Origin of the sequence: Gordonia jinghuaiqii (assembly GCF_014041935.1) — a bacterium.
GTDB lineage: Bacteria > Actinomycetota > Actinomycetes > Mycobacteriales > Mycobacteriaceae > Gordonia > Gordonia jinghuaiqii.
Genome location: NZ_CP059491.1, coordinates 2,348,272 through 2,366,933, shown reverse-complemented (window position 1 = coordinate 2,366,933; position 18,662 = coordinate 2,348,272). Strand labels below are relative to the sequence as shown.

20 protein-coding genes are annotated in these 18,662 nt (G+C 68.0%); 5 read left to right on the top strand and 15 right to left on the bottom strand.

Annotated elements, in window-relative coordinates:
• Position 1 precedes the first annotated feature (1 nt).
• Genes H1R19_RS10515 through thyX form a run of 3 tightly spaced genes read right to left on the bottom strand, consistent with a single transcriptional unit; the run spans position 2 to position 3,686 of the window.
• Positions 2–1,990 (bottom strand): ribonuclease J, encoded by a 1,989-nt coding sequence (locus H1R19_RS10515; RefSeq protein WP_244970940.1) that lies wholly within the window; start codon positions 1,988–1,990, stop codon positions 2–4.
• Positions 1,990–2,895: a 4-hydroxy-tetrahydrodipicolinate synthase gene (gene dapA / locus H1R19_RS10510; protein ID WP_188329095.1), complete on the bottom strand. Its 906-nt coding sequence runs from the start codon at positions 2,893–2,895 to the stop codon at positions 1,990–1,992. Before dapA ends, H1R19_RS10515 begins: the two co-directional genes overlap by 1 nt.
• 38 nt (positions 2,896–2,933) lie before the next feature.
• Entirely contained in the window at positions 2,934–3,686 is a 753-nt protein-coding gene (gene thyX / locus H1R19_RS10505; RefSeq protein WP_188329094.1) for an FAD-dependent thymidylate synthase, read from the bottom strand.
• A 182-nt stretch (positions 3,687–3,868) separates the two neighbouring features.
• On the opposite strand from thyX, the gene H1R19_RS10500 reads away from it, so the two are divergent.
• Entirely contained in the window at positions 3,869–5,569 is a 1,701-nt protein-coding gene (locus H1R19_RS10500; RefSeq protein ID WP_219851587.1) for an alkaline phosphatase D family protein, read from the top strand.
• Positions 5,570–5,576: 7 nt separating this feature from the next.
• Here the strand turns inward: H1R19_RS10500 and H1R19_RS10495 are convergent, their stop codons facing one another.
• The 5 genes from H1R19_RS10495 to H1R19_RS10475 form a co-directional block, all read right to left on the bottom strand.
• Positions 5,577–6,344 (bottom strand): HAD-IIB family hydrolase, encoded by a 768-nt coding sequence (locus tag H1R19_RS10495; RefSeq protein ID WP_188329093.1) that lies wholly within the window; start codon positions 6,342–6,344, stop codon positions 5,577–5,579.
• A 61-nt stretch (positions 6,345–6,405) separates the two neighbouring features.
• On the bottom strand, positions 6,406–7,632 hold the full coding sequence (locus H1R19_RS10490) for a winged helix-turn-helix domain-containing protein (protein WP_219851357.1): 1,227 nt from the start codon (positions 7,630–7,632) through the stop codon (positions 6,406–6,408).
• Positions 7,632–8,138, bottom strand: coding sequence for a dihydrofolate reductase (locus tag H1R19_RS10485; RefSeq protein WP_219851586.1), 507 nt, complete (start codon positions 8,136–8,138; stop codon positions 7,632–7,634). The genes H1R19_RS10490 and H1R19_RS10485 overlap by 1 nt, the downstream gene beginning before the upstream one ends.
• Before the next feature lie 23 nt (positions 8,139–8,161).
• A complete protein-coding gene (locus H1R19_RS10480; protein WP_188329091.1) occupies positions 8,162–8,995 on the bottom strand; it encodes a thymidylate synthase in 834 nt (277 codons plus the stop codon).
• Between the two features lie 36 nt (positions 8,996–9,031).
• The gene (locus H1R19_RS10475; RefSeq protein WP_219851356.1) at positions 9,032–9,376 is read right to left on the bottom strand and encodes a hypothetical protein; all 345 of its coding nucleotides are present in this window, start codon (positions 9,374–9,376) and stop codon (positions 9,032–9,034) included.
• Positions 9,377–9,440: 64 nt separating this feature from the next.
• Here H1R19_RS10475 and H1R19_RS10470 point away from each other — a divergent pair, with 64 nt between their 5' ends.
• The 3 genes from H1R19_RS10470 to H1R19_RS10460 all read left to right on the top strand — a co-directional run bounded on the left by H1R19_RS10470 (position 9,441) and on the right by H1R19_RS10460 (position 11,096).
• On the top strand, positions 9,441–10,145 hold the full coding sequence (locus H1R19_RS10470) for a TetR/AcrR family transcriptional regulator (protein ID WP_219851355.1): 705 nt from the start codon (positions 9,441–9,443) through the stop codon (positions 10,143–10,145).
• 32 nt (positions 10,146–10,177) lie between these two features.
• Entirely contained in the window at positions 10,178–10,555 is a 378-nt protein-coding gene (locus tag H1R19_RS10465) for an HNH endonuclease (protein ID WP_219851354.1), read from the top strand.
• A 91-nt stretch (positions 10,556–10,646) separates the two neighbouring features.
• Positions 10,647–11,096: a nitroreductase/quinone reductase family protein gene (locus H1R19_RS10460; protein ID WP_219851353.1), complete on the top strand. Its 450-nt coding sequence runs from the start codon at positions 10,647–10,649 to the stop codon at positions 11,094–11,096.
• Between the two features lie 8 nt (positions 11,097–11,104).
• Here H1R19_RS10460 and H1R19_RS10455 read toward each other — a convergent pair whose 3' ends face one another.
• The 5 genes from H1R19_RS10455 to H1R19_RS10435 all read right to left on the bottom strand — a co-directional run bounded on the left by H1R19_RS10455 (position 11,105) and on the right by H1R19_RS10435 (position 14,979).
• On the bottom strand, positions 11,105–12,502 hold the full coding sequence (locus tag H1R19_RS10455; RefSeq protein ID WP_219851585.1) for an HNH endonuclease signature motif containing protein: 1,398 nt from the start codon (positions 12,500–12,502) through the stop codon (positions 11,105–11,107).
• Between the two features lie 151 nt (positions 12,503–12,653).
• A complete protein-coding gene (locus H1R19_RS10450) occupies positions 12,654–13,106 on the bottom strand; it encodes a flavodoxin family protein (RefSeq protein ID WP_219851352.1) in 453 nt (150 codons plus the stop codon).
• Positions 13,107–13,130: 24 nt separating this feature from the next.
• On the bottom strand, positions 13,131–13,670 hold the full coding sequence (locus H1R19_RS10445) for a hypothetical protein (protein WP_219851351.1): 540 nt from the start codon (positions 13,668–13,670) through the stop codon (positions 13,131–13,133).
• A 5-nt stretch (positions 13,671–13,675) separates the two neighbouring features.
• On the bottom strand, positions 13,676–14,425 hold the full coding sequence (gene dapB, locus H1R19_RS10440) for a 4-hydroxy-tetrahydrodipicolinate reductase (protein ID WP_188329075.1): 750 nt from the start codon (positions 14,423–14,425) through the stop codon (positions 13,676–13,678).
• A 71-nt stretch (positions 14,426–14,496) separates the two neighbouring features.
• The gene (locus H1R19_RS10435) at positions 14,497–14,979 is read right to left on the bottom strand and encodes an Lrp/AsnC family transcriptional regulator (RefSeq protein WP_219851350.1); all 483 of its coding nucleotides are present in this window, start codon (positions 14,977–14,979) and stop codon (positions 14,497–14,499) included.
• A gap of 184 nt (positions 14,980–15,163) precedes the next feature.
• Here H1R19_RS10435 and ald point away from each other — a divergent pair, with 184 nt between their 5' ends.
• Complete coding sequence (ald, locus tag H1R19_RS10430; protein WP_219851349.1) at positions 15,164–16,279, top strand: alanine dehydrogenase; 1,116 nt, start codon at positions 15,164–15,166, stop codon at positions 16,277–16,279.
• Here ald and H1R19_RS10425 read toward each other — a convergent pair whose 3' ends face one another.
• The gene (locus H1R19_RS10425; RefSeq protein ID WP_219851348.1) at positions 16,280–17,050 is read right to left on the bottom strand and encodes an NRDE family protein; all 771 of its coding nucleotides are present in this window, start codon (positions 17,048–17,050) and stop codon (positions 16,280–16,282) included. It lies immediately after the preceding gene.
• Between the two features lie 6 nt (positions 17,051–17,056).
• Positions 17,057–18,553 (bottom strand): putative nucleotidyltransferase substrate binding domain-containing protein, encoded by a 1,497-nt coding sequence (locus tag H1R19_RS10420; RefSeq protein WP_219851347.1) that lies wholly within the window; start codon positions 18,551–18,553, stop codon positions 17,057–17,059.
• Positions 18,554–18,662: the final 109 nt, after the last annotated feature.

Genomic DNA, 18,662 nt, shown 5'->3' with positions numbered 1-18,662 from the left:
CTCAGTCCCCCACCGCGATGACGGTCGGCACGATCATCGGCCGGCGACGGTAGGCGGTCGACACCCATCGGCCCACGGCACGCCGGATTCCCTGCGCGATGCGATGGGCGTCGTTGACACCCTCGGAGGCAAGCGAATCCAGGATCTGATTGACGATGTCGGCCGCCTCCTTGAGCGCTTCCGGATCGTCGGAAAAGCCTCGTCCGGACACCTCGGGGGTGCTGACCGCTCGACCCGTCGTCGAATCGATGGCCACGGTGATCGCGATGAACCCGCCCTCGCCGAGCACGAGGCGCTCGGAGAGCGTCGACTCCCCGACGTCACCGACGGACAGGCCGTCGACGTAGACGTGACCGACCGGGACACGCCCGACGATCTGGGCCCGGCCGTCGACGAGGTCGACGACGACGCCGTCCTCGGCGAGCACCACGCGATCCTCGGGGACACCGGTCGCGACCGCGAGCGCGGCGTTGGCGCGCAGGTGCCGCCACTCGCCGTGCACGGGCATCACATTCGATGGCCGCACCGCGTTGTACAGGTACAGCAACTCCCCCGCCGACGCGTGACCCGACACGTGGACCTTGGCACTCTGCTGGGTGATGACCGTCGCACCGCGCTTGGCCAGCCCGTTGACGACGGCGAACACCGAGTTCTCGTTGCCCGGGATCAACGACGACGCCAGGACGACGAGATCGTCGGCACGGATGTTGATCTGGCGATGCTCTCCGCGGGCCATCCGTGACAGCGCCGAGAGCGGCTCACCCTGCGAACCGGTGGAGATCAGCACGACGCGGTGGTCGGGCAGCGTCGCGGCGGTGTCGAGGTCGACCACCACCCCGTCGGGCATCGTGAGGTAGCCGAGATCCTGGGCGATCTGCATGTTGCGCACCATCGACCGGCCGACGAAGGTGACACGACGGTTGTGGGTGTGCGCGACATCGATGATCTGCTGGATGCGATGCACGTGGCTCGCGAACGACGCCACGATGACCCGCTGCTTGGCCTTGCCGATGACCTGGTCGAGCACCCCGCCGATCTGACGTTCGGGGGTGACGAAGCCAGGGACCTCGGCGTTGGTCGAGTCGACCAGGAACAGGTCGACACCCTCGTCGCCGAGACGGCTGAACCCGGCGAGGTCGGTCAGGCGACCGTCGAGCGGGAGCTGATCGAGCTTGATGTCACCGGTGTGCAGCACGACGCCCGCCGGTGTGCGCATCGCGACGGCCAGCGCGTCGGGAATCGAGTGGTTGACCGCGAAGTACTCGCACTCGAACGGTCCGTGCTGGGTCTTCTGCCCCTCGGTGACCTCGACGAGCTTGGGGCGCAACCGATGTTCGCGACACTTGGCGTCGACCAGTGCGAGCGTGAACTTGGAACCGATCACCGGGATGTCGCCGCGCAGGCGCAGCAGGAACGGGATCGCACCGATGTGGTCCTCGTGACCGTGGGTCAGGATCACCGCGTCGACGTCATCCATGCGGTCTTCGATGTAGCGGAAGTCCGGGAGGATGAGGTCGACGCCGGGCTGCTGGTCCTCCGGGAACAGGACACCGCAGTCGACGATGAGCAGGCGGCCGTCGTACTCGAACACCGTCATGTTGCGGCCGATCTCGCCGATGCCGCCGAGTGCGACGATCCGCAGGCCACCCTTCGGCAGGCGTCGCGGGGTGCCGAGCCGGTCGACCGGCGCAGGCGTCGCGGGCTCGTTGCGGCGGTTTCGCGAATCACCCCGATCGGAACGGCCGCGGCGGCTCTTCGGCGCGGCGGGGCGCTTGGCCTCCTGCTGGGGCGAATCCTGCTGGGGCGAATCCTGCTGGCGCGAATCCTGTGGGGGCGCATCAGGTTGCGACACAGCGGGAGCTTCCTGAGCCACCGGAGGCGTCTTCTCGGGCGGGGTCGCGGGCGGCCCGGCGCGGCGGGACGCGGCCCGACGACGGGTTCGCGGACTCGCGGGGTTCGCGGCGGCTTCGTTGCGTTCGCTGTCGGTCATCAGGCGAGAACACCTGCCGCGCGCAGATCCACGATGAGCTCCTCTATCTGGTGGCCGGTTGCCGGCACCTGGGGCAGGCGGGGGTCGCCCACCTCTAATCCGAGTATCCGCAGCGCCGCCTTGACCATCGTGACGCCCCCCAGGCGTCCCATCGCGTTGACGAGCGGCAACATCGAGACGTTGAGCGCCCGGGCGGCCGGCAGATCACCCTTCTCGACGGCGATCTGCATGTCGCGCAAGCGGTCCGGGACCAGGTGCCCGATGACGCTGACGAAGCCGGTGGCGCCGATCGACAGCCACGGCAGGTTCAGTGCGTCCTCGCCGGAGAGATACTCGAGGTCCGTGCTGGCGATCAGCCCGGCCGCCGAGTGCAGGTCGCCCTTGGCGTCCTTGACCCCGCGGATGTTCGGGTGTTCGGCCAGCGCGAGCATCGTCTCGTTCGCGATGGGCACCACCGAGCGCGGGGGGATGTCGTACAGGAGCACCGGCAGCGCGGTGGCGTCGGCGACGGTCCGGAAGTGTGCGAGCAGACCCGCCTGCGGCGGTTTGGAGTAGTACGGCGTCACGACGAGGAGCGCATGGGCACCGATCTTCTCCGATTCGATCGCGAACCGGACACTCTCGGCGGTGTCGTAACTGCCTGCGCCCTGGGTGATCCGTGCCCGGTCACCGACCGCGTCGAGGACCACACGCAACAGTTCGAGTTTCTCGGGGACGGTCGTGGTCGGCGACTCGCCGGTGGTACCGGACACGACCAGACCGTCGCAGCCCTTCGACACGAGGTGGTCGGCGAGTACCGCGGCCTTGTCCAGATCGAGGCTTCCATCTGGGTGGAAGGGAGTAACCATCGCCACCACGTTCGTCCCGAAGGGATGCTCGTGCAGCGGTTCCTGGACTGCGTTCATGGTGCTCAAGGCTACCGCCTCCCTGCCGGTGACGATCCTCACCCTTCCAGCACGAACGGTGACGTGGCGACCTCGGTGCCGTCGGCGAGCGTGCCGATCTCGAAATCGCCGAAAACAGTGGGCGCGACCTGCATCAATTGCCGCAGGCATTCGACGGCGAGCTGCCGGATCTCCACGTCGGCGTGCTCGGTGGCGCGCATACCGACGAAGTGCCGCCACGCCCGGTAGTTGCCGCTCACGACGATCTTGGTCTCGGTCGCATTGGGCAGGACCGAGCGTGCGGCCTGCCGGGCCTGCTTGCGGCGCAGGATCGCGTTCGGCACGTCGGCGAACTTCGCCTCGAGGGCCTCGAGCAATTCGCTGTAGGCCGCGCGGCTCGCGTCGGTCGCGGCGACGAAGAGCTCCTCGAGTTCGGGGTCCCCCACGATCGCCGGCGGCGCCACCACATTGGAGTCGTGTTCGGGGACGAACCGTTGGGACAGCTGCGAGTAGGAGAAGTGCCGGTGCCGGATGAGCTCGTGTGTGCACGACCGCGAGATGCCGCTGATGTAGAAGGTCACCGACGCATGCTCGAGCAGCGAGAGGTGGCCGACCTCGAGGATGTGCCGCAGGTAGCCGGCGTTGGTCGCGGTACGCGGGTTGGGCTTGTCCCAGCTCTGGTAGCAGGCGCGGCCGGCGAACTCGACGAGCGCCTCACCGCCGTCGGCGTCGGTGCTCCACGGCACGTCCTCCGGCGGGGTGAACTGGGTCATGGCCACCATCTGCACCTTCAGCGGCACCAATTCGGACACGCGGTCTCCTCCGATTCATCCGGTCGGCGGCACACGTCCGCGCGCCCTGCCGACAGTCGATTGTCCCCCACCGCCCCGGCCTCGTTGAACCGCCTCGGTTCAAGCCGGCGACCGGCGTTCGGGTTCGCCCTGAACCAGCGTCGTGTAGTGGGTAAAGTCCCTGCATGCACGCGGATCCGGGAATGCCCGATGATCGAGGATTGCCCGATTCCGTAGCGCCGGTTGCGCGCGGTTCGGGCACCACCCGGCGCGCGTTCCTGCGTACCGGAGCCGTCGTCACCGGTACCGCTCTCGCGGCTCCGGCGGTCGTGGCGCGGGCGGCCCCGCGACCGCGCGACGAGGTGTTCGGGCACGGCGTCGCCTCGGGTGATCCGCTGCCGAACGGTGTCATCCTCTGGACCCGCGTCACCCAGACGCCGGCGTCGACTCCCGGCTCCGGGATCGGGCCGGCGTGTTCGGTGCAGTGGGAGATCGCGCGGGACGCCGGTTTCTCCGCGATCGTCGGGTCGGGCCAGGTCCAGACCTCGGCCGACACCGATCACACCGTCAAGGTCGATGCCGGCGGGCTGAGCCCGCGGACCCGGTACCACTACCGGTTCACGGTGCTCTCCGGTCCCGCCGCCGGGGCCACCTCCCCCACCGGACGCACCTGCACCGCCCCGGCGACGAACGCCGATGTCGCGAAGATCCGTTTCGGCGTGGCGTCCTGCGCCAACTGGGAGGCGGGTTACTTCTCGGCCTACCGCCATCTCGCCGCCCAACCGGATCTCGACGCGGTGATCCACCTCGGCGACTATTTCTACGAGTATCAGACCGGTCGCTACACCGGGAAGACCGGCGCGGTCCGCGTCCACGATCCGCGCCACGAGATCCGGACGCTGCGCGACTACCGAACCCGCCACGCGCAGTACAAATCCGACCCCGACCTCGCCGCGCTGCACCGCAAGGTTCCGTTCATCTCCGTCTGGGACGACCACGAGTCGTCGAACGACGCCTGGAAGGCCGGTGCGGAGAATCATCAGCCCGGTGAGGGGTCGTGGCAGGGCCGACGCGGAGCCGCGCTGCGCGCCTATGCCGAGTGGATGCCCATCCGTCCGGGCGTGGACCCGGCCGGCCGGCACCTGTTCCGGCGCCTCCGCTTCGGGCGGCTGCTCGAGCTGTCGATGCTGGACCTGCGCTCCTACCGCGACCTGCAGGTGAGCGCCCGATCGGCGAGCATCGACGATCCCGCCCGCTCGATCATGGGCCGGGCGCAGATGTCGTGGCTCACCAACGGGCTCACCTCGTCGGAGACCCGCTGGAAGATCGTCGGGAACCCGGTGATGATCACCCCCGTCCTCATCCCGCCGCTCGATCCGGCGACCACCGGCGCGGTCACCGGGCTGCTGGGGATCCCCAGGGAGGGCATCCCCTACAACGCCGACCAGTGGGACGGATACGCCGCCGACCGCCGCCGGCTCCTGGACTCCATCCGCCGCAACGGCATCGACAACGTCGTGTTCATCACCGGCGACATCCACTCGTCGTGGGCCTGTGACATCCCGGTGGATGTCGCGAACTATCCCGGTGCGGGCAGCGTCGCCACCGAACTGGTCGGCACCTCGGTCACCGCGACCAACGTCGACGACATGTTCGATGTGCCGCCCGACACCGCGGGAGTGGCCCTGTCCACCGCGTTCCGCGGGGCGAACCACCACGTGCGCTTCTGCGAGCTCGACGCCCACGGCTACTCGGTGCTGACGGTGACTCCCGCTGCCACGCAGATGGATTGGTACTTCGTGCACGACAAGACCAACCCGCGATCGGGCCAGTTCTACGCGAAGTCCTTTTCCGTGGCGAGCGGGACGCAGCGGGTGGCTCCCGTCGGACGACCGGTCGACTGATTCCGCGTCAGGCCCCGTCGAGGATCTTCGTGAGCTCGGCGTGGGTGTCGGGCCAGCCGTGCACGGCGATCGAGGTGATGCCGAGGGCCTTGACCGGGTAGTCGTTGCCACCCTCGTCGAGGCGGTCACCGAAGAACAGGATGTCGGCGGTCGACAGGCCCAGGATGTCCATCAACTTCAGTGCGCCGTAAGCCTTGTCGATGCCCTTCTTGGTGATGTCGACCGACGTCGACCCGCCGCTGCGCACCTCCAGATCGGGCAGACGCTCGGCGGCGTAGGCGCGCAGCGATTCCTTCTTGGCGCCGTCCGGATCCCAGGCGGCCTTGGCGTCGACCGGGGCCTTCTGTCCGAGCGCGCTGAAGGTGATCTGACTGCCACGGTCCTCGAGGATGTCGCCCCAGGTCTCGCTCTCCCACAGCCCGAGTTCCCTGGCGCCGGTCTCGAGGACCTCCAGTGTGCGCTGTTTCTCGTCGTCGCTGAGGAACTCGGCGTAGACCGTCTCCCATTCGGCGCCGGACCAGCGGACGTACTGGGTTCCGCAGGTCGGCATCAGATGGAGGTTGCCGACGCTGTCGAAGTTGCCGAGCCGTGCGAGGACCTGCTTCTCGAACTGGGTGAAGTTGCCGCCGGAGATGATGCAGCCGAGGCTGACGTCGAGCATGCGGCGCAACAGCGTGACCATCTGGTCGTCGAGCGGGCTCTTGGACGGGGCGAGGGTGTCATCGAGGTCGAACATCACCAGTCGGTAGTCGTTGCCTTCATACGACACGGTCATCGTCGCTTGTCTCCTATCGGTTCGTCCCACCCTGCATCTGTTTCGCGATCTCTCCCGGTGCTCAGCATCCCATCACCCGCGCCAGCTCGCCCGCGAGGTCTCCCCGTTCGCCGACGGCGACGGAGCCGAGACCGAGCCAGCCGGCGAATGTGCGCAGGTCGGCGGCGAGTCGCTCGGCGACCGCACCGTGGGAGTGACCGGGTTCGCAGAACGCGCCGAGCACCAGCAGCCTGCCGTTCTTGCGGTCGGCCTTGAGGTCGACCCGGGCGGCGATGTCGGTGCCGAGGAGGTACGGGAGGACGTAGTAACCGTGTACGCGTTTGTGTTCGGGGACGTAGATCTCGATGCGGTAGCGGAAGTCGAAGATCCGCTCGGCGCGCGGGCGGAAGAACACCAGCGGATCAAACGGCGACAGGATTGCCGACCGCTCGACGCGCCGCGGTATCGCTGCCCCGCCGGCGAGGTAGGCGGGGTCGCGCCATCCGTCGATCGACACCTGGTGCAGCTCACCGGAGTCGACGAGATCGGCGACCGCGGCGCGGGCGTCGGCGGTCTTGATGCGGTAGTAGTCGGCGAGGTCGGCGATCGTTGCGACGCCGAGCGACCGGGAGGCCTGCGCGACCAGCTCTCGTTGCGCAGCAGCACGATCGGGCCGTCGGGCGGCTATCTGCTCCCCGACGACCCGCTCGGTCAGATCGTAGTGGCGCAGAAAGTTGCCGTTGCGGACCGCCGAGAGGTCGCCGGCGGCGAACATCGCCTCGCACAGATGCTTGATCTCGCCGCGTTGCCACCAGCTCCCGGCCGTGCCGGGCTCGCGTTCGATGCCGAGTTCCCGCTCGATGTCGCGCGGCGTGCTCGCTCCGAGCGCCTCGATCACGCCGCGCACGTCGGCGGCCAGAGACCGGTTGCGGCGCATGATCTCCCGGCTATGGTGGTATCTCCCGTCCGCGTATTCCTCCATGCGCCAGCGGAAGAGCGGCCAGTGGTCGACCGGGATCAGTGCGGCTTCGTGCGCCCAGTACTCGACGAGCAGGTGGGGACGTCTGCCCGGTTGCCATGCCGCGCGGTGCAGCAGTTCGGGATCGTAGGGGCCGAGCCGGGAGTAGAGCGGCATGAAGTGGGCGCGTGCCGCGATGTTGACCGAGTCCATCTGCAGCAGCCCGGTTCGTCCGACAACCCTTTTCAGGTGCGCCATGGTCGGGTTGCGAGCCGGGGCACGATCGGCGAAACCCTGTGCGGCCAGCGCGATTCGACGCGCCTGCGCCGGGGACAGCCGTTCCGGAACCATCAGTCGCGGGCGGCGCGCACGTAATCGACAAACCGGTAGCGCGTCCCGGTGGTGGAGATCGACCAGTCGCCGGTGCGTACCGGCGTCCACTCCCCGGCGATCTCCGGCGCGAAGGCGTCGGCGCCCTCGACGTCGACGTCGATCTCGGTGACACACAGCTCGGTGGCGAATTTCAGTGCCGCACGGTAGATCTCACCGCCACCAATGACTCCGACGGTCTCGACGTCACCGGCGAGGGCCAGGGCCTCGTCGATCGATCGTGCGACGGTTGCCCCGTCGGCCGACCAGTCGGCGTTGCGTGTCACCACGATGTTCTCGCGCCCGGGCAGCGGCCGGAACCGCGGCGGCAACGAATCCCAGGTCTTGCGGCCCATCACGACCGGGTGGCCGAGAGTCAGCTGTTTGAAGCGCGCCATGTCCTCGGGCACGCGCCACGGGATCGTGTTGCCGCGACCGATCGCGCCGTCCCGAGCCTGGGCCCACACCAGCCGCACCTGCGGCGCGATGACCGCCCCGGAGGGGTCGGAACTCACACCGCCACCGGCGCCTTGATGCCCGGGTGGGATTCGTAGCCGACGATGGTGATGTCGTCGTACTCATAGTCGAAGATCGAATCCCGCCTGCGCAGTTCGAGTTTCGGATAGGGGTACGGGTCGCGCGAGAGTTGCCGATTCACCTGCTCGACGTGGTTGTCGTAGATGTGGCAGTCCCCGCCGGTCCACACGAACTCGCCCACCTCCAGGCCGGCCTGCTGCGCCATCATGTGGGTCAGCAGGGCATACGACGCGATGTTGAACGGCACGCCGAGGAACAGGTCGGCGCTGCGCTGGTAGAGCTGGCAGGAGAGTTTCCCGTCGGCGACGTAGAACTGGAAGAAGGCGTGGCAGGGCGGCAGCGCCATCTGCGGGATCTCGCCGACGTTCCACGCCGAGACGATGTTGCGCCGTGAATCCGGGTTGGTCTTGAGCAGGTCGAGAGCAGCGGAGATCTGGTCGATGTGCTCACCCGACGGCGTCGGCCAACTACGCCATTGCACCCCGTAGATCGGGCCGAGTTCGCCGTTCTCGTCGGCCCACTCGTCCCAGATGGAGACGCCGCGTTCCTGAAGCCAGCGGACGTTCGAGTCCCCGCGCAGGAACCACAGCAATTCGTAGACGATCGACTTGAGGTGCACTTTCTTGGTGGTGATCAGCGGGAAGCCCGCGGCGAGGTCGTAGCGCAGCTGATGACCGAACAGACTGCGGGTGCCGGTACCGGTGCGATCCGCCTTCGGGGTCCCCGTCTCCAGCACGAGCCGGAGGAGGTCCTCGTACGGCGTCGGGATGGTCCCGGTCGATGAGATGTCGCGAATGGCCGTGCTCACGGGTGACAGTCTAGGGCCTGGCCCGTTCGCCGCAGCTCAGCCCCGCCCACCGCCGGTCGGGCTCGGTCCCGGCCGCAAGGCCCGCCCGTCGCCGAAGCGGACCTCGAGGATGGTGGCCGGGGTGCGGGGAGGCTCGCCCGGCGGGTGTATGCCGTGCGCCTCGAGCACCGGGTGCACCGCGGGGTGGACCACCTTCTCGAGCGACTCGAAGCAACTCCGCTCCGATTCCCACACATCGAGGTAGCTCACGGTCGAGTCCGCGTTCTCGATCGCGAGATGCACGAGCAGTCCCGGCATCGGGGTATCCCCGATCCGATCGGCGATCTCCCCGTACATCTCGGCGTCGATCGGGACGTCCTGGGTCCATGCGAAGAATGCCATCGTGCACCTCTGATTTCATCCGACTCTGTATCGGATTAATTGTTGTGCCCCTAGACTAGGTCCGATGTCCGAGGCAGTCAATGGCAATCCCGACACCGTGGCCGGCGGTCGAGTCCCAGGTCAACGCGCCCGCAAGTACGACGCCAGCCGTCGCCGCGCGGCTGCGGCGCAGACCCGTGCGCACATCCTCGACACGGCCCGCGAGTTGTTCGTGACCCGGGGTTATGCGGCGACCACCGTCGCCGAGATCGCCCGCCGTGCAGGCGTCGTGCCCGATACGGTCTACACCGCCGTGGGCCGGAAGCCCGCCCTGTTCCGGGAACTGATCGAGCTCGCCCTGTCCGGCACCGATCGCCCGGTTCCGGGAGCTCGACGCGACTACGTCGCACGTATGCGCGCCGAGATCGATGCGCGTCGGAAGCTGGCCGTCTATGCCGAGGCGGTCACCGCGATCCAGGGTCGTCTCGCGCCGTTGTTTCTCGTTCTGCGCGATGCCGCGGCAGCCGACGCCGACCTTCGAGGGTTGTGGGACGAGATCACCCGCCGGCGAGCCGACAACATGCGGCTGCTCGCCGCGGACCTCGCCTCGACAGGCGCGACGCGCACCGATCTCACGATCGACGAGATCGCCGACATCGTCTGGACGATGAACTCCTCGGAGTACTACTCGATGCTCGTGACCGACCGCGGATGGTCGGAGGAACGCTTCGCGCAGTGGCTGCTCGACGCGTGGTGCCGACTGCTCCTGGTCACTCCCGCTGGCCCCTGACGCCACTGGCAACCGTGTGACTGCTGTGACGCATGTGGTGCGACGGGTATCCTCCTCACGTGGCCACTCGCAGCACCACCCGCGCAAACCGCTACGCGAAGCGACGCCGCAAGCGCGTCGCCTCGCGCGACAACGACCTCACCGACTCGCAGTGGCTCGCACTCCAGGAGGCCTGGGGCGGGTGCGCATACTGCGGCGCCGTGGGCGTCGCAATGCAGCGCGACTGCATGCTGGCGATCTCCCGCGGCGGTCGCTACACCGTTATGAACGTCGTCCCGTGTTGCGGCCCGTGCAACGCGAGCAAGTGCAACACCGAGGTCACCAGCTGGATGCGACGCAAGAAGCTCGACGAGAAGGCTTTCCTGGTGCGTCAGTACGAGGTCAGCCGGTTGCTGGCCGACGTCGAGTAGGCCTGCCCTCCGCGGTCCCATTGGCGAGACGCAGCGCCGTACCGGCAGTAACGTCGGCGCGCGAGGAGCCCGATCACGTAAGGAGAGGCCGATGAGTTTCGAGAGCCCAGCAGGTACACGCGGCGGCCGGGTGCCGAAGGGCCCCTTCGTGCGCTTCGTCAACAAGATCGTCGCCCCGATGGTTCGCCGAAAGGGCCAGTTCGGCGGTATGAACGCGCTCGTGCTCACGACCGTCGGCCGTAAGAGCGGTCAGGAACGGGTGAGCCCGCTCGCCTGGTTCCCCGGGCCCGACGGCAGTTGGCTGATCGTGGCGTCTGCCAATGGCGCTTCGAACAACCCCGGCTGGTACCACAACCTGAAGGCCAATCCGGACAAAGCCCGGATCGAGGTCGACGGCAAGACCGTCGAGGTCCGCGCCCAGCAGCTCCAGGGCGACGAACGCGCGCAGGCCTGGACTCAGATCAGCAAGAACGAGCGCTTCGCCGCCTACCAGGAGAAGACCGATCGGGAACTACCGATCATCAAGCTGACCGCCAGATAACCGGGACGTCAGGCCGCTGCCGGCGCCTGACTCGCGGTGCTTTCCTTCCACTCCCACACCGCATACATCACCTCGGTCGCATACCCGAGGTCGAGCTTTCCACCACCGACCGGCACGGTCGCGTCCGCCGCGATCCCGCCGTCGGGTTGCCAGCGGCCCGGCGCCCGGGTCGGCGGACTCGGCACCATCTCCACTCCGTCGGGATGCCGGAACGTGAATCGTTGCCGCCCATGCGCGGTGATCGAGAACTCACCCCGATGCAGCGCACGGTGACACGTCCCGCACAGCAGGATGAGGTTGTCCGGGTCGGTCCGCCCACCGGCCGACCAGAACTCCACGTGATGGGCGTGCAGGTGCCGGGTACGCCCGCACCCGGGCGTCTGGCAGCACCGGTCCCGCAGGAACAATGCCCTGATCAGGGCCTTGTTCGGCGTCCGCGACTTACGCCCCACCCCCAGCAACGCCAACTTGCCCGGACGTCCAGGAACTTTGCTGGACAACACCTCTCGGGTCGTCGACCCGCATGCGGCCTCCTCGACCTCCGAGTGCGACAGCGCCGGACCGTTGTCGAGATGCGGATCCTCGACGCCGGCGCCGGTGTGGATCAGGATCTCGGCACCCGGAGCGAGGTCGGGCATCGCGATCCCGTCGTGCACCATGTCGGCCATAGCGACCATGGCCGGCGCCAGGTTCGTGGGGAGTTGCCGCCACAGGTCCCGCCGGTTTGCAGGTGTCACCTCGGAGTCGGTCTCGCCGGGCTGGACGTCGTCGATCGAGTCGCCCGGAGTGTTCCGCGGAACACTCGACAGCGCAGGAAGATCCGGATCTTCGCATGTCCGGGTGCGCTCGTACTCCGCTCTCACGGCGCCGGCCAGGAGCCGGGCTCCGTCGAGCGGTGAGAGGGTCAACGACACCGACAGCGTGCCGTCGGCATTCCACTTCCATCGGCCCGACGACTCGACCGGCTTGGCAGCGTCGCCGGTTCCACTCTCGTGGTCGATGTGTCGCATCGCCCGCACCGTGCGCTCGACCTGCTCGGCCGTACACGACACCGCCAGGTTGACCAGTTCCGGTTCGCGTTCCGGTGTGGCGACCCGCGTCAACGCCCGCACCTTCGAATAAGTCACGCGCCCTTCGGAAAACGCCTGCCGGATCACCGGCAGATCACACAGGGCGCGTGCCACGCGAACCTGCTCATGCGCGGTCCGCAGCGAGATCCCGGCCTTCCACGACAGCCACTGCGCCAACGAGTGGATCCCCGGCCCCGCCCACGACCGCCGTTGATCCAGCTCGGCCACCAGGGAGAGGAATCGAGCGGTCAGTGCCGTGATCTGGGCGGCATACCCGATCACCCGACTCTCCAACGCATCGTCCGACAGCGATGCCGGCGACGCGTCGTCGAACACCGTCGACGCGTCGTCCTGAGAATGCAAAGCAGTGACAGTCACCGAGATCCCCCACGGATTGATCGAACTGATCTGCGATCAACGTATCGCGGGGCACCGACAATTCTGCAGGTCACCAAGGCGTCCGAGTGTTCCGCGGAACACTCGGGCGTCAGCCCATCAGCTGCGCAGCCACCGTCGCACCCAGTTCCCAGCACGCCTCGCGGTCGTCCTTGCTCGGCGCACCGGAGACGGCCACGTACTCGGCCGCCTTCGTCCAACCGAGTCCGGTGGTGATGGCGTCGACCGCCTTCACCGCACCCTCGGTCCCCTGGTTCCCGTGGAGGTACACGCCGAACGGACGGCCCTGTGTGGAGTCGAGGATCTGGTAGTAGCTCACGTCGAAGGCGTGTTTGAGTGCGCCGCTGATGTAACCGAGGTTCGCCGGGGTGCCGAGGATGTAGCCGTCGGCTTCCAGGAAGTCGGTCGCGGTGACGGCGAGAGCGGCGCGGCGGACCACCTCGACACCGGTGATCTCCGGGTCGGTCGCCCCGGACACCACGGCCTCGAACATCTCCTGACACGCCGGTGACGGAGTGTGGTGCACGATCAGCAGTCGACTCACGGAGCTCTCCCTTTCACACGACCGCTACTGGTCTCGCCCGTGATACTGCGCGACAGCACGTTTCATCATCGCGCGGGCACGACCACGGTCGCCGGCGTAGTCGTAGGCGCGGGCGATGCGGTAGGTGTTGTGCCAGTCGTGCGGGTCGGCCTCCCACTCAGCCTTGACCTGGGCGAACAGCTCGTCGGCGGCGTCGCGTTCCATACGCCCCGACGCCCGGTGGGGCATCTGGGAGATGTCGAGCTCGCGCCCCTCGTCGGCCATGATCGCGGCCAGCTTCTGGTGTTCGAGTCCCGCGCGCAGCGTGGCGTAGATCAGCCAGGCCCCGATGATGGGCAGCACGATCACGCCGATCCCCAACCCGATGCCGGCGGGCGAGCCCGACGCGACCAGCTGGATACCGCGCCACCCGAGGAGCACGAAGTACACGATGAGGGCGACGACGAGGAAGCCGATCATCCAGATGATCGGCCGCGAATCCTTTTTCTTCGGACCCCGCTGCGGCGCGCCACCCTCGGTGTCGCCGGTGTGGTTGCCCTCGTCGTGCGTGCCGTCATCACCCATGGGGATCAGAGGTCCATCAGTTCTTCGAGGCCGATGGTCAGTCCCGGACGGTCGGCCATGCTTCGCACACCGAGCAGCACGCCCGGAGCGAAGGACGCGCGGTCGAGCGAGTCGTGACGGATGGTGAGGGTCTCGCCCGCGGTACCGAGCAGCACCTCCTGGTGTGCGACGAGTCCGGCGAGACGCACCGAGTGCACACGCACGTCGTCGACCACCGCGCCGCGCGCGCCGTCGAGCTCTTCGGTCGTGGCATCGGGGCTCCGTCCGACGCCGGCCTCGGCCCGTGCGCGGCCGATGAGTTCGGCGGTGCGGTACGCGGTCCCCGACGGCGCGTCGGCCTTGTTCGGGTGGTGGAGTTCGATGATCTCGACGGAGTCGTAGTACTTGGCGGCCTGCGCGGCGAAACGCATCGACAGGACCGCGCCGATCGCGAAGTTCGGGGCGATCAGCACGCCGACGCCGGGATTGTCGGCGAGCCACCCGCGTACGGTGTCGAGCCGCTCCTCGGTGAAGCCGGTGGTGCCGACCACGGCGTGAATGCCGTTGGCGATGAGGTACTTCAGGTTGTCCATCACGACGTCGGGGTGGGTGAAGTCGACGACCACCTGGGTGTCGGTGTCGGTGAAGTACTCCAGCGAATCACCCTTGTCGACGCCGACGGTGTAGGTGAGGTCGTCGGCGTTCTCTATCGCGGTGACGATCGCCTGCCCGACCTTGCCCTGGCTGCCCAGGACGCCCACCTTGATACCGCTCATGTCCATCCTCTTCTTCTCGACCGCTGCTCATCCCGACCGTTGCCGGGCTCAGTCTAGTGGCGCGGCCGAACTCAGAAGATCGGCGCACCTCCGCGGCGGTGCTCGAACACCAGTGACGTCGTCGTCCCCGCGACCTCGCGTCGTCCGTTGAGCCGTTCGACGAAGTGCCGCAGCGCCTCGGTGTCGGCGGTGGCCACGTGCAGGAGGTAGTCGTCGGTACCGGCGAGGAAGAACACGTCGATCACCTCGTCGTGGGTGGCGATCTCACCGACGAACTGCCGGATCTGTCCCCGGGCGTCGGCTTGCAGGCTGACCGCGACCATCGCCCGTAGTGGCCGCCCGACCGCGGCCGGGTCGACGTCGGCGAAGAACCCGCGGATGACCCCGAGGTCGACGAGCCTGCGCATCCGACCGTGGCACGTCGACGCCGCGATGCCGACCCGTTGGGCCAGTTCACTGTTGGGCAGCCGCGCGTCGGATTGCAGCACCCGCAGCAATTCCCGATCGATGGCATCGAGCTCTCCGGTCTGAACATCCTTCGGTGTGGCGGGCATCTGACGCTCCTGACTGGAACCATCTTCACAAGGATGGCCGTGCTGAGAATCTTCTTCATGAATATTGTGCCACTTCTGAAGTTCCTTCACTCTGGAGGAACGTCCATCGAGGAACGTTCGAGGCTTCCAGTTCCAGACGAGCTCACCCCTCATCCAGCACACCAGCAACGACGGAGCACCTCTCATGCGCATCGGCATCCCCACCGAGGTCAAGAACCACGAGTACCGCGTCGCCATCACCCCGGCGGGTGTCGCCGAACTGCACCACCGCGGTCACGACGTGATCATCCAGGCTGGTGCGGGCGAGGGTTCGGCCATCGCCGACAACGACTACAAGGCCGCCGGCGCGCAGATCCTCGGCACCGCCGCCCAGATCTGGGAACAGGCCGACCTGCTCCTCAAGGTCAAGGAACCCATCGCCTCGGAGTACGCACTGATGCGCGCGGGACAGACCCTGTTCACCTACCTGCACCTCGCTGCGGGCCGGGCATGCACCGAGGCGCTACTCGCCTCCGGCACGACGTCGATCGCCTACGAGATGGTCCGCACCGCCGACGGCGCGCTCCCCCTGCTCGCCCCGATGAGTGAGGTCGCGGGGCGTCTGGCACCACAGGTCGGGTCCTATCACCTGATGCGTTCCGAAGGCGGCCGCGGCGTCCTCATGGGCGGCGTCCCCGGCACCGAACCCGCCGACGTCGTCGTCATCGGCGGTGGGGTCAGCGGCGTGAACGCCGCGGCCATCGCCGTGGGCATGGGTGCCCAGGTCACCGTCTTCGACCTCGACATCGCCAAACTACGCGCCGTCGACGCCCGTTTCGGCGGCCGCGTCCACACCCGCTACAGCACCACCCTGGCCCTCGACGAGGCGGTCAGGCAGGCCGACCTGGTCATCGGTGCAGTCCTGGTCCCGGGCGCCAAGGCCCCGGTCCTCGTCTCCAACAGCACAGTCGCACAGATGAAGCCGGGCGCTGTACTCGTCGACATCGCGATCGACCAGGGCGGCTGCTTCGAGGATTCCCGTCCCACCACACACGACGACCCGACCTTCACCGTGCACGACACCACCTTCTACTGCGTGGCGAACATGCCGGGCACCGTCGCCCGCACGTCGACGCAGGCACTGACCGGCGCCACCCTGCCCTATGTGCTGCGCCTCGCCGACCTCGGCTGGGAGCAGGCCTGTGCTGCCGACCCCGCACTGGCCTCTGGACTGAGCACCCACCGCGGCGAACTGTTCACCGCCGAAGTCGGTGAGGCGCTGGACCTCCCGGTCGCCGCGATTCCGTTCACGCACAACTGATCAGAAGGACACACGGGTGGTTCCGCGTCGTCTACCGCGCCATCCGTAGCGGCGTTCGGTGATGTCACCGTGGCCGTCGAACCCGATGCGCAGCACGGTGGACGCGCGGGTTCCGTAACCGGGGATGTTGATGAACTTCGACGACAACGCCGCCTCGGCCTGCGGTCCGACGCCGGTGTCGGGGAGGCGTGCGGGGTCGGGACGGTCCTGGTCGGCCAGCATCGCGAAGTAGGCCTCGGTCGACGCGGTGGAACCGTCGTCGGCGGCGACGAGTCCGCTCATTGCCGAGGAGCCGTCGACGACCTTCGGCCAGTCGTTGTCGAGCGCACCGTTGGATACGCCGTGGACGCCGTCGAGGACCCTTTCGGCGTGGGGCGCAGGCCAATTGGTCACCCACCACAGGTCGTCGGCGTCGCCGACGAGGAGGTTGACCGGGTCGTAGTCGGCGGCCTCGTCGACCACGCGATCGGCGTACAGCTTCGGGGGGTCGTCGCCGGCCAGGAAGTCGACGGGCAGCTGCCCGCGAGAGCGGATACCGGCCCGCTTCGGCGGTCCGACGCGAACGTTGGTCACCATCGCCACCCGGCCCGGCACCTCCGCGGACACCCCTATCCAGGTGCCGCGGGCGACTGCGTCGCGGCCGGCGATGATCGGGAGGTCATCCCACCGCGACAGTGCGAAGGTGCGCCGGCGATGTTGCTCGTCGCGGTTCGCCGCGACGAGCAGGCGGTGGTCGGGATGCGCATTCCACGCAAAGAGGATCAGACACATGGTTTCTCAGGTCACCTGCTGGTCGGCCGGTCGTTCGGTACCGGGAAGGAAGTGGCTCATGTTCGCCATCCGCCGCTGGATGCCCGCGACCTCACGGACCGCCTGCGCGACCAGGCTGCGATCGAGCGGGGAGAGCCGCTTCATCTCCAGCAGATCGGCCGGCGACTCACCGCGATCGAACTGCGCCACCTGATACCGCAGCCGCACGCGCTGCAGCACGTCGAACACCTCGATCAGCGTGGCCGCCTGTTCGGCGGGCAGGATCTCGCTGCCGGCGGCCGCGCGCAGCCGCCCACGGGTGTCGAGCACCGTCGACTCGACACTCAGTGCGGCCCACCGGGCGATGTTGACCACCGGGGTCAGCGCATGCTGCTTGATGTCGAAGACACCGCCGCGGCCGGTCAGCATGTCACGCATCGAACGCAGGCGCGCCTTGGTCGACAACGATTCGGCCAGAAGCAGTCTCATGGTCGCCGGGTCGTCCCGCAGCGCCGCGGTCACCGCTCCCGACGGGGTCGCCGAACCCGGACGCACACCACCGACGGGCCGGCCGTCGAGCATCAGCGAGAGGAAGATCATGCCCTTGTTCTCCAGCGGCCGGTCGACCCAGTCGCGGACGCCGGCCTGCCACTGTGCGTGTGTTCGGGAGAACAGCGGCTTCGACGCCACGGCGCCGTTGGTGTCGACGCCAAGCCCCGCGCCCCGGAGTACATCGTCGAGTTCGCCGAAAGCGGTTCGATACCGGGCGATCTCCTCGACACCGAGCGAATCATCGAACGACACAGCCGAATCGACGTCCGAACTCAGCACCGGTTCGCGTCGTGCGTTGCTGCCCAACGACAACCACGTGTAGGCGCCCGGATCCAGGCCGGCCCGCTCGTCGACGACGAGTGCGAGTCCACGCCGCACGACGGCGTCGACGATCAGTGAGGTGACCCGTGTGACCTCGTGCGCGGGCCGGTCGCGACGCACGAGGTCGGCGACGAGCTGCGGGACCCGACGCGCATGCCCCTGTAGTTCTTCGACGCTTCCCGATCGGGAGATCTGTTCGCGCAACGGCATACTCGCACCGGCCGGGTCGCCGACGAAGTCCCCCGGCCCGACGACCCCGAGCACCCCACCATCGACATCGCAGACCGGAACCACCGTGAGGTCACGATCGACGAGTTCGGTCAGGACATCCATGGGAGCGGCACCGGCGTCGACGACGAAAGCGGGACCGTCCACGATCTCGCCGACCGCGGTGTCGGCACTGCGACCCACGGCGACCACCTTCGCCCTGATGTCTCCGTCGGTGAGGACGGCGTGGCATCGATCCCCCACCGGGAAGACGACGTAGTCCTGGCCGCGGTCGGTCATCAGCGCCGCAGCCTGACGAACCGTCATGTCCGCCCGTCCGAGGACCGGCGCGGTCCGCAGCAGCTCGGCCACCGTCCGCGACGCGGGCGTGAGGAGCGCGTCACGTCGGCGTGCGACGGTGAGCTTCTCGGCCGGGTCGTCCATCCCTGGATCATATGCTCGCGGTTGCAGTCCGCAGGTGAGCAGACACCGGGGCCCGCCGTCCGCGATGGACGACGGGCCCCGGTGGGTCGTGCTCAGTTCAGTTCAGAAC

What these genes read in the sequence shown, in the direction of transcription:
- H1R19_RS10490 (WP_219851357.1), bottom strand. Translation starts at nt 7,632, where the DNA reads ATGGTTCCGGAACGGCTGTCCCCGGCGCAGGCGCGTCGAATCGCGCTG.
- H1R19_RS10465 (WP_219851354.1), top strand. Translation starts at nt 10,178, where the DNA reads ATGTGGTGCGACGGGTATCCTCCTCACGTGGCCACTCGCAGCACCACC.
- H1R19_RS10445 (WP_219851351.1), bottom strand. Translation starts at nt 13,670, where the DNA reads ATGGGTGATGACGGCACGCACGACGAGGGCAACCACACCGGCGACACC.
- H1R19_RS10470 (WP_219851355.1), top strand. Translation starts at nt 9,441, where the DNA reads ATGTCCGAGGCAGTCAATGGCAATCCCGACACCGTGGCCGGCGGTCGA.
- H1R19_RS10435 (WP_219851350.1), bottom strand. Translation starts at nt 14,979, where the DNA reads ATGCCCGCCACACCGAAGGATGTTCAGACCGGAGAGCTCGATGCCATC.
- H1R19_RS10420 (WP_219851347.1), bottom strand. Translation starts at nt 18,553, where the DNA reads ATGGACGACCCGGCCGAGAAGCTCACCGTCGCACGCCGACGTGACGCG.
- H1R19_RS10495 (WP_188329093.1), bottom strand. Translation starts at nt 6,344, where the DNA reads ATGACCGTGTCGTATGAAGGCAACGACTACCGACTGGTGATGTTCGAC.
- H1R19_RS10425 (WP_219851348.1), bottom strand. Translation starts at nt 17,050, where the DNA reads ATGTGTCTGATCCTCTTTGCGTGGAATGCGCATCCCGACCACCGCCTG.
- dapB (WP_188329075.1), bottom strand. Translation starts at nt 14,425, where the DNA reads ATGAGCGGTATCAAGGTGGGCGTCCTGGGCAGCCAGGGCAAGGTCGGG.
- dapA (WP_188329095.1), bottom strand. Translation starts at nt 2,895, where the DNA reads ATGAACGCAGTCCAGGAACCGCTGCACGAGCATCCCTTCGGGACGAAC.
- H1R19_RS10500 (WP_219851587.1), top strand. Translation starts at nt 3,869, where the DNA reads ATGCCCGATGATCGAGGATTGCCCGATTCCGTAGCGCCGGTTGCGCGC.
- H1R19_RS10475 (WP_219851356.1), bottom strand. Translation starts at nt 9,376, where the DNA reads ATGGCATTCTTCGCATGGACCCAGGACGTCCCGATCGACGCCGAGATG.
- H1R19_RS10460 (WP_219851353.1), top strand. Translation starts at nt 10,647, where the DNA reads ATGAGTTTCGAGAGCCCAGCAGGTACACGCGGCGGCCGGGTGCCGAAG.
- H1R19_RS10515 (WP_244970940.1), bottom strand. Translation starts at nt 1,990, where the DNA reads ATGACCGACAGCGAACGCAACGAAGCCGCCGCGAACCCCGCGAGTCCG.
- ald (WP_219851349.1), top strand. Translation starts at nt 15,164, where the DNA reads ATGCGCATCGGCATCCCCACCGAGGTCAAGAACCACGAGTACCGCGTC.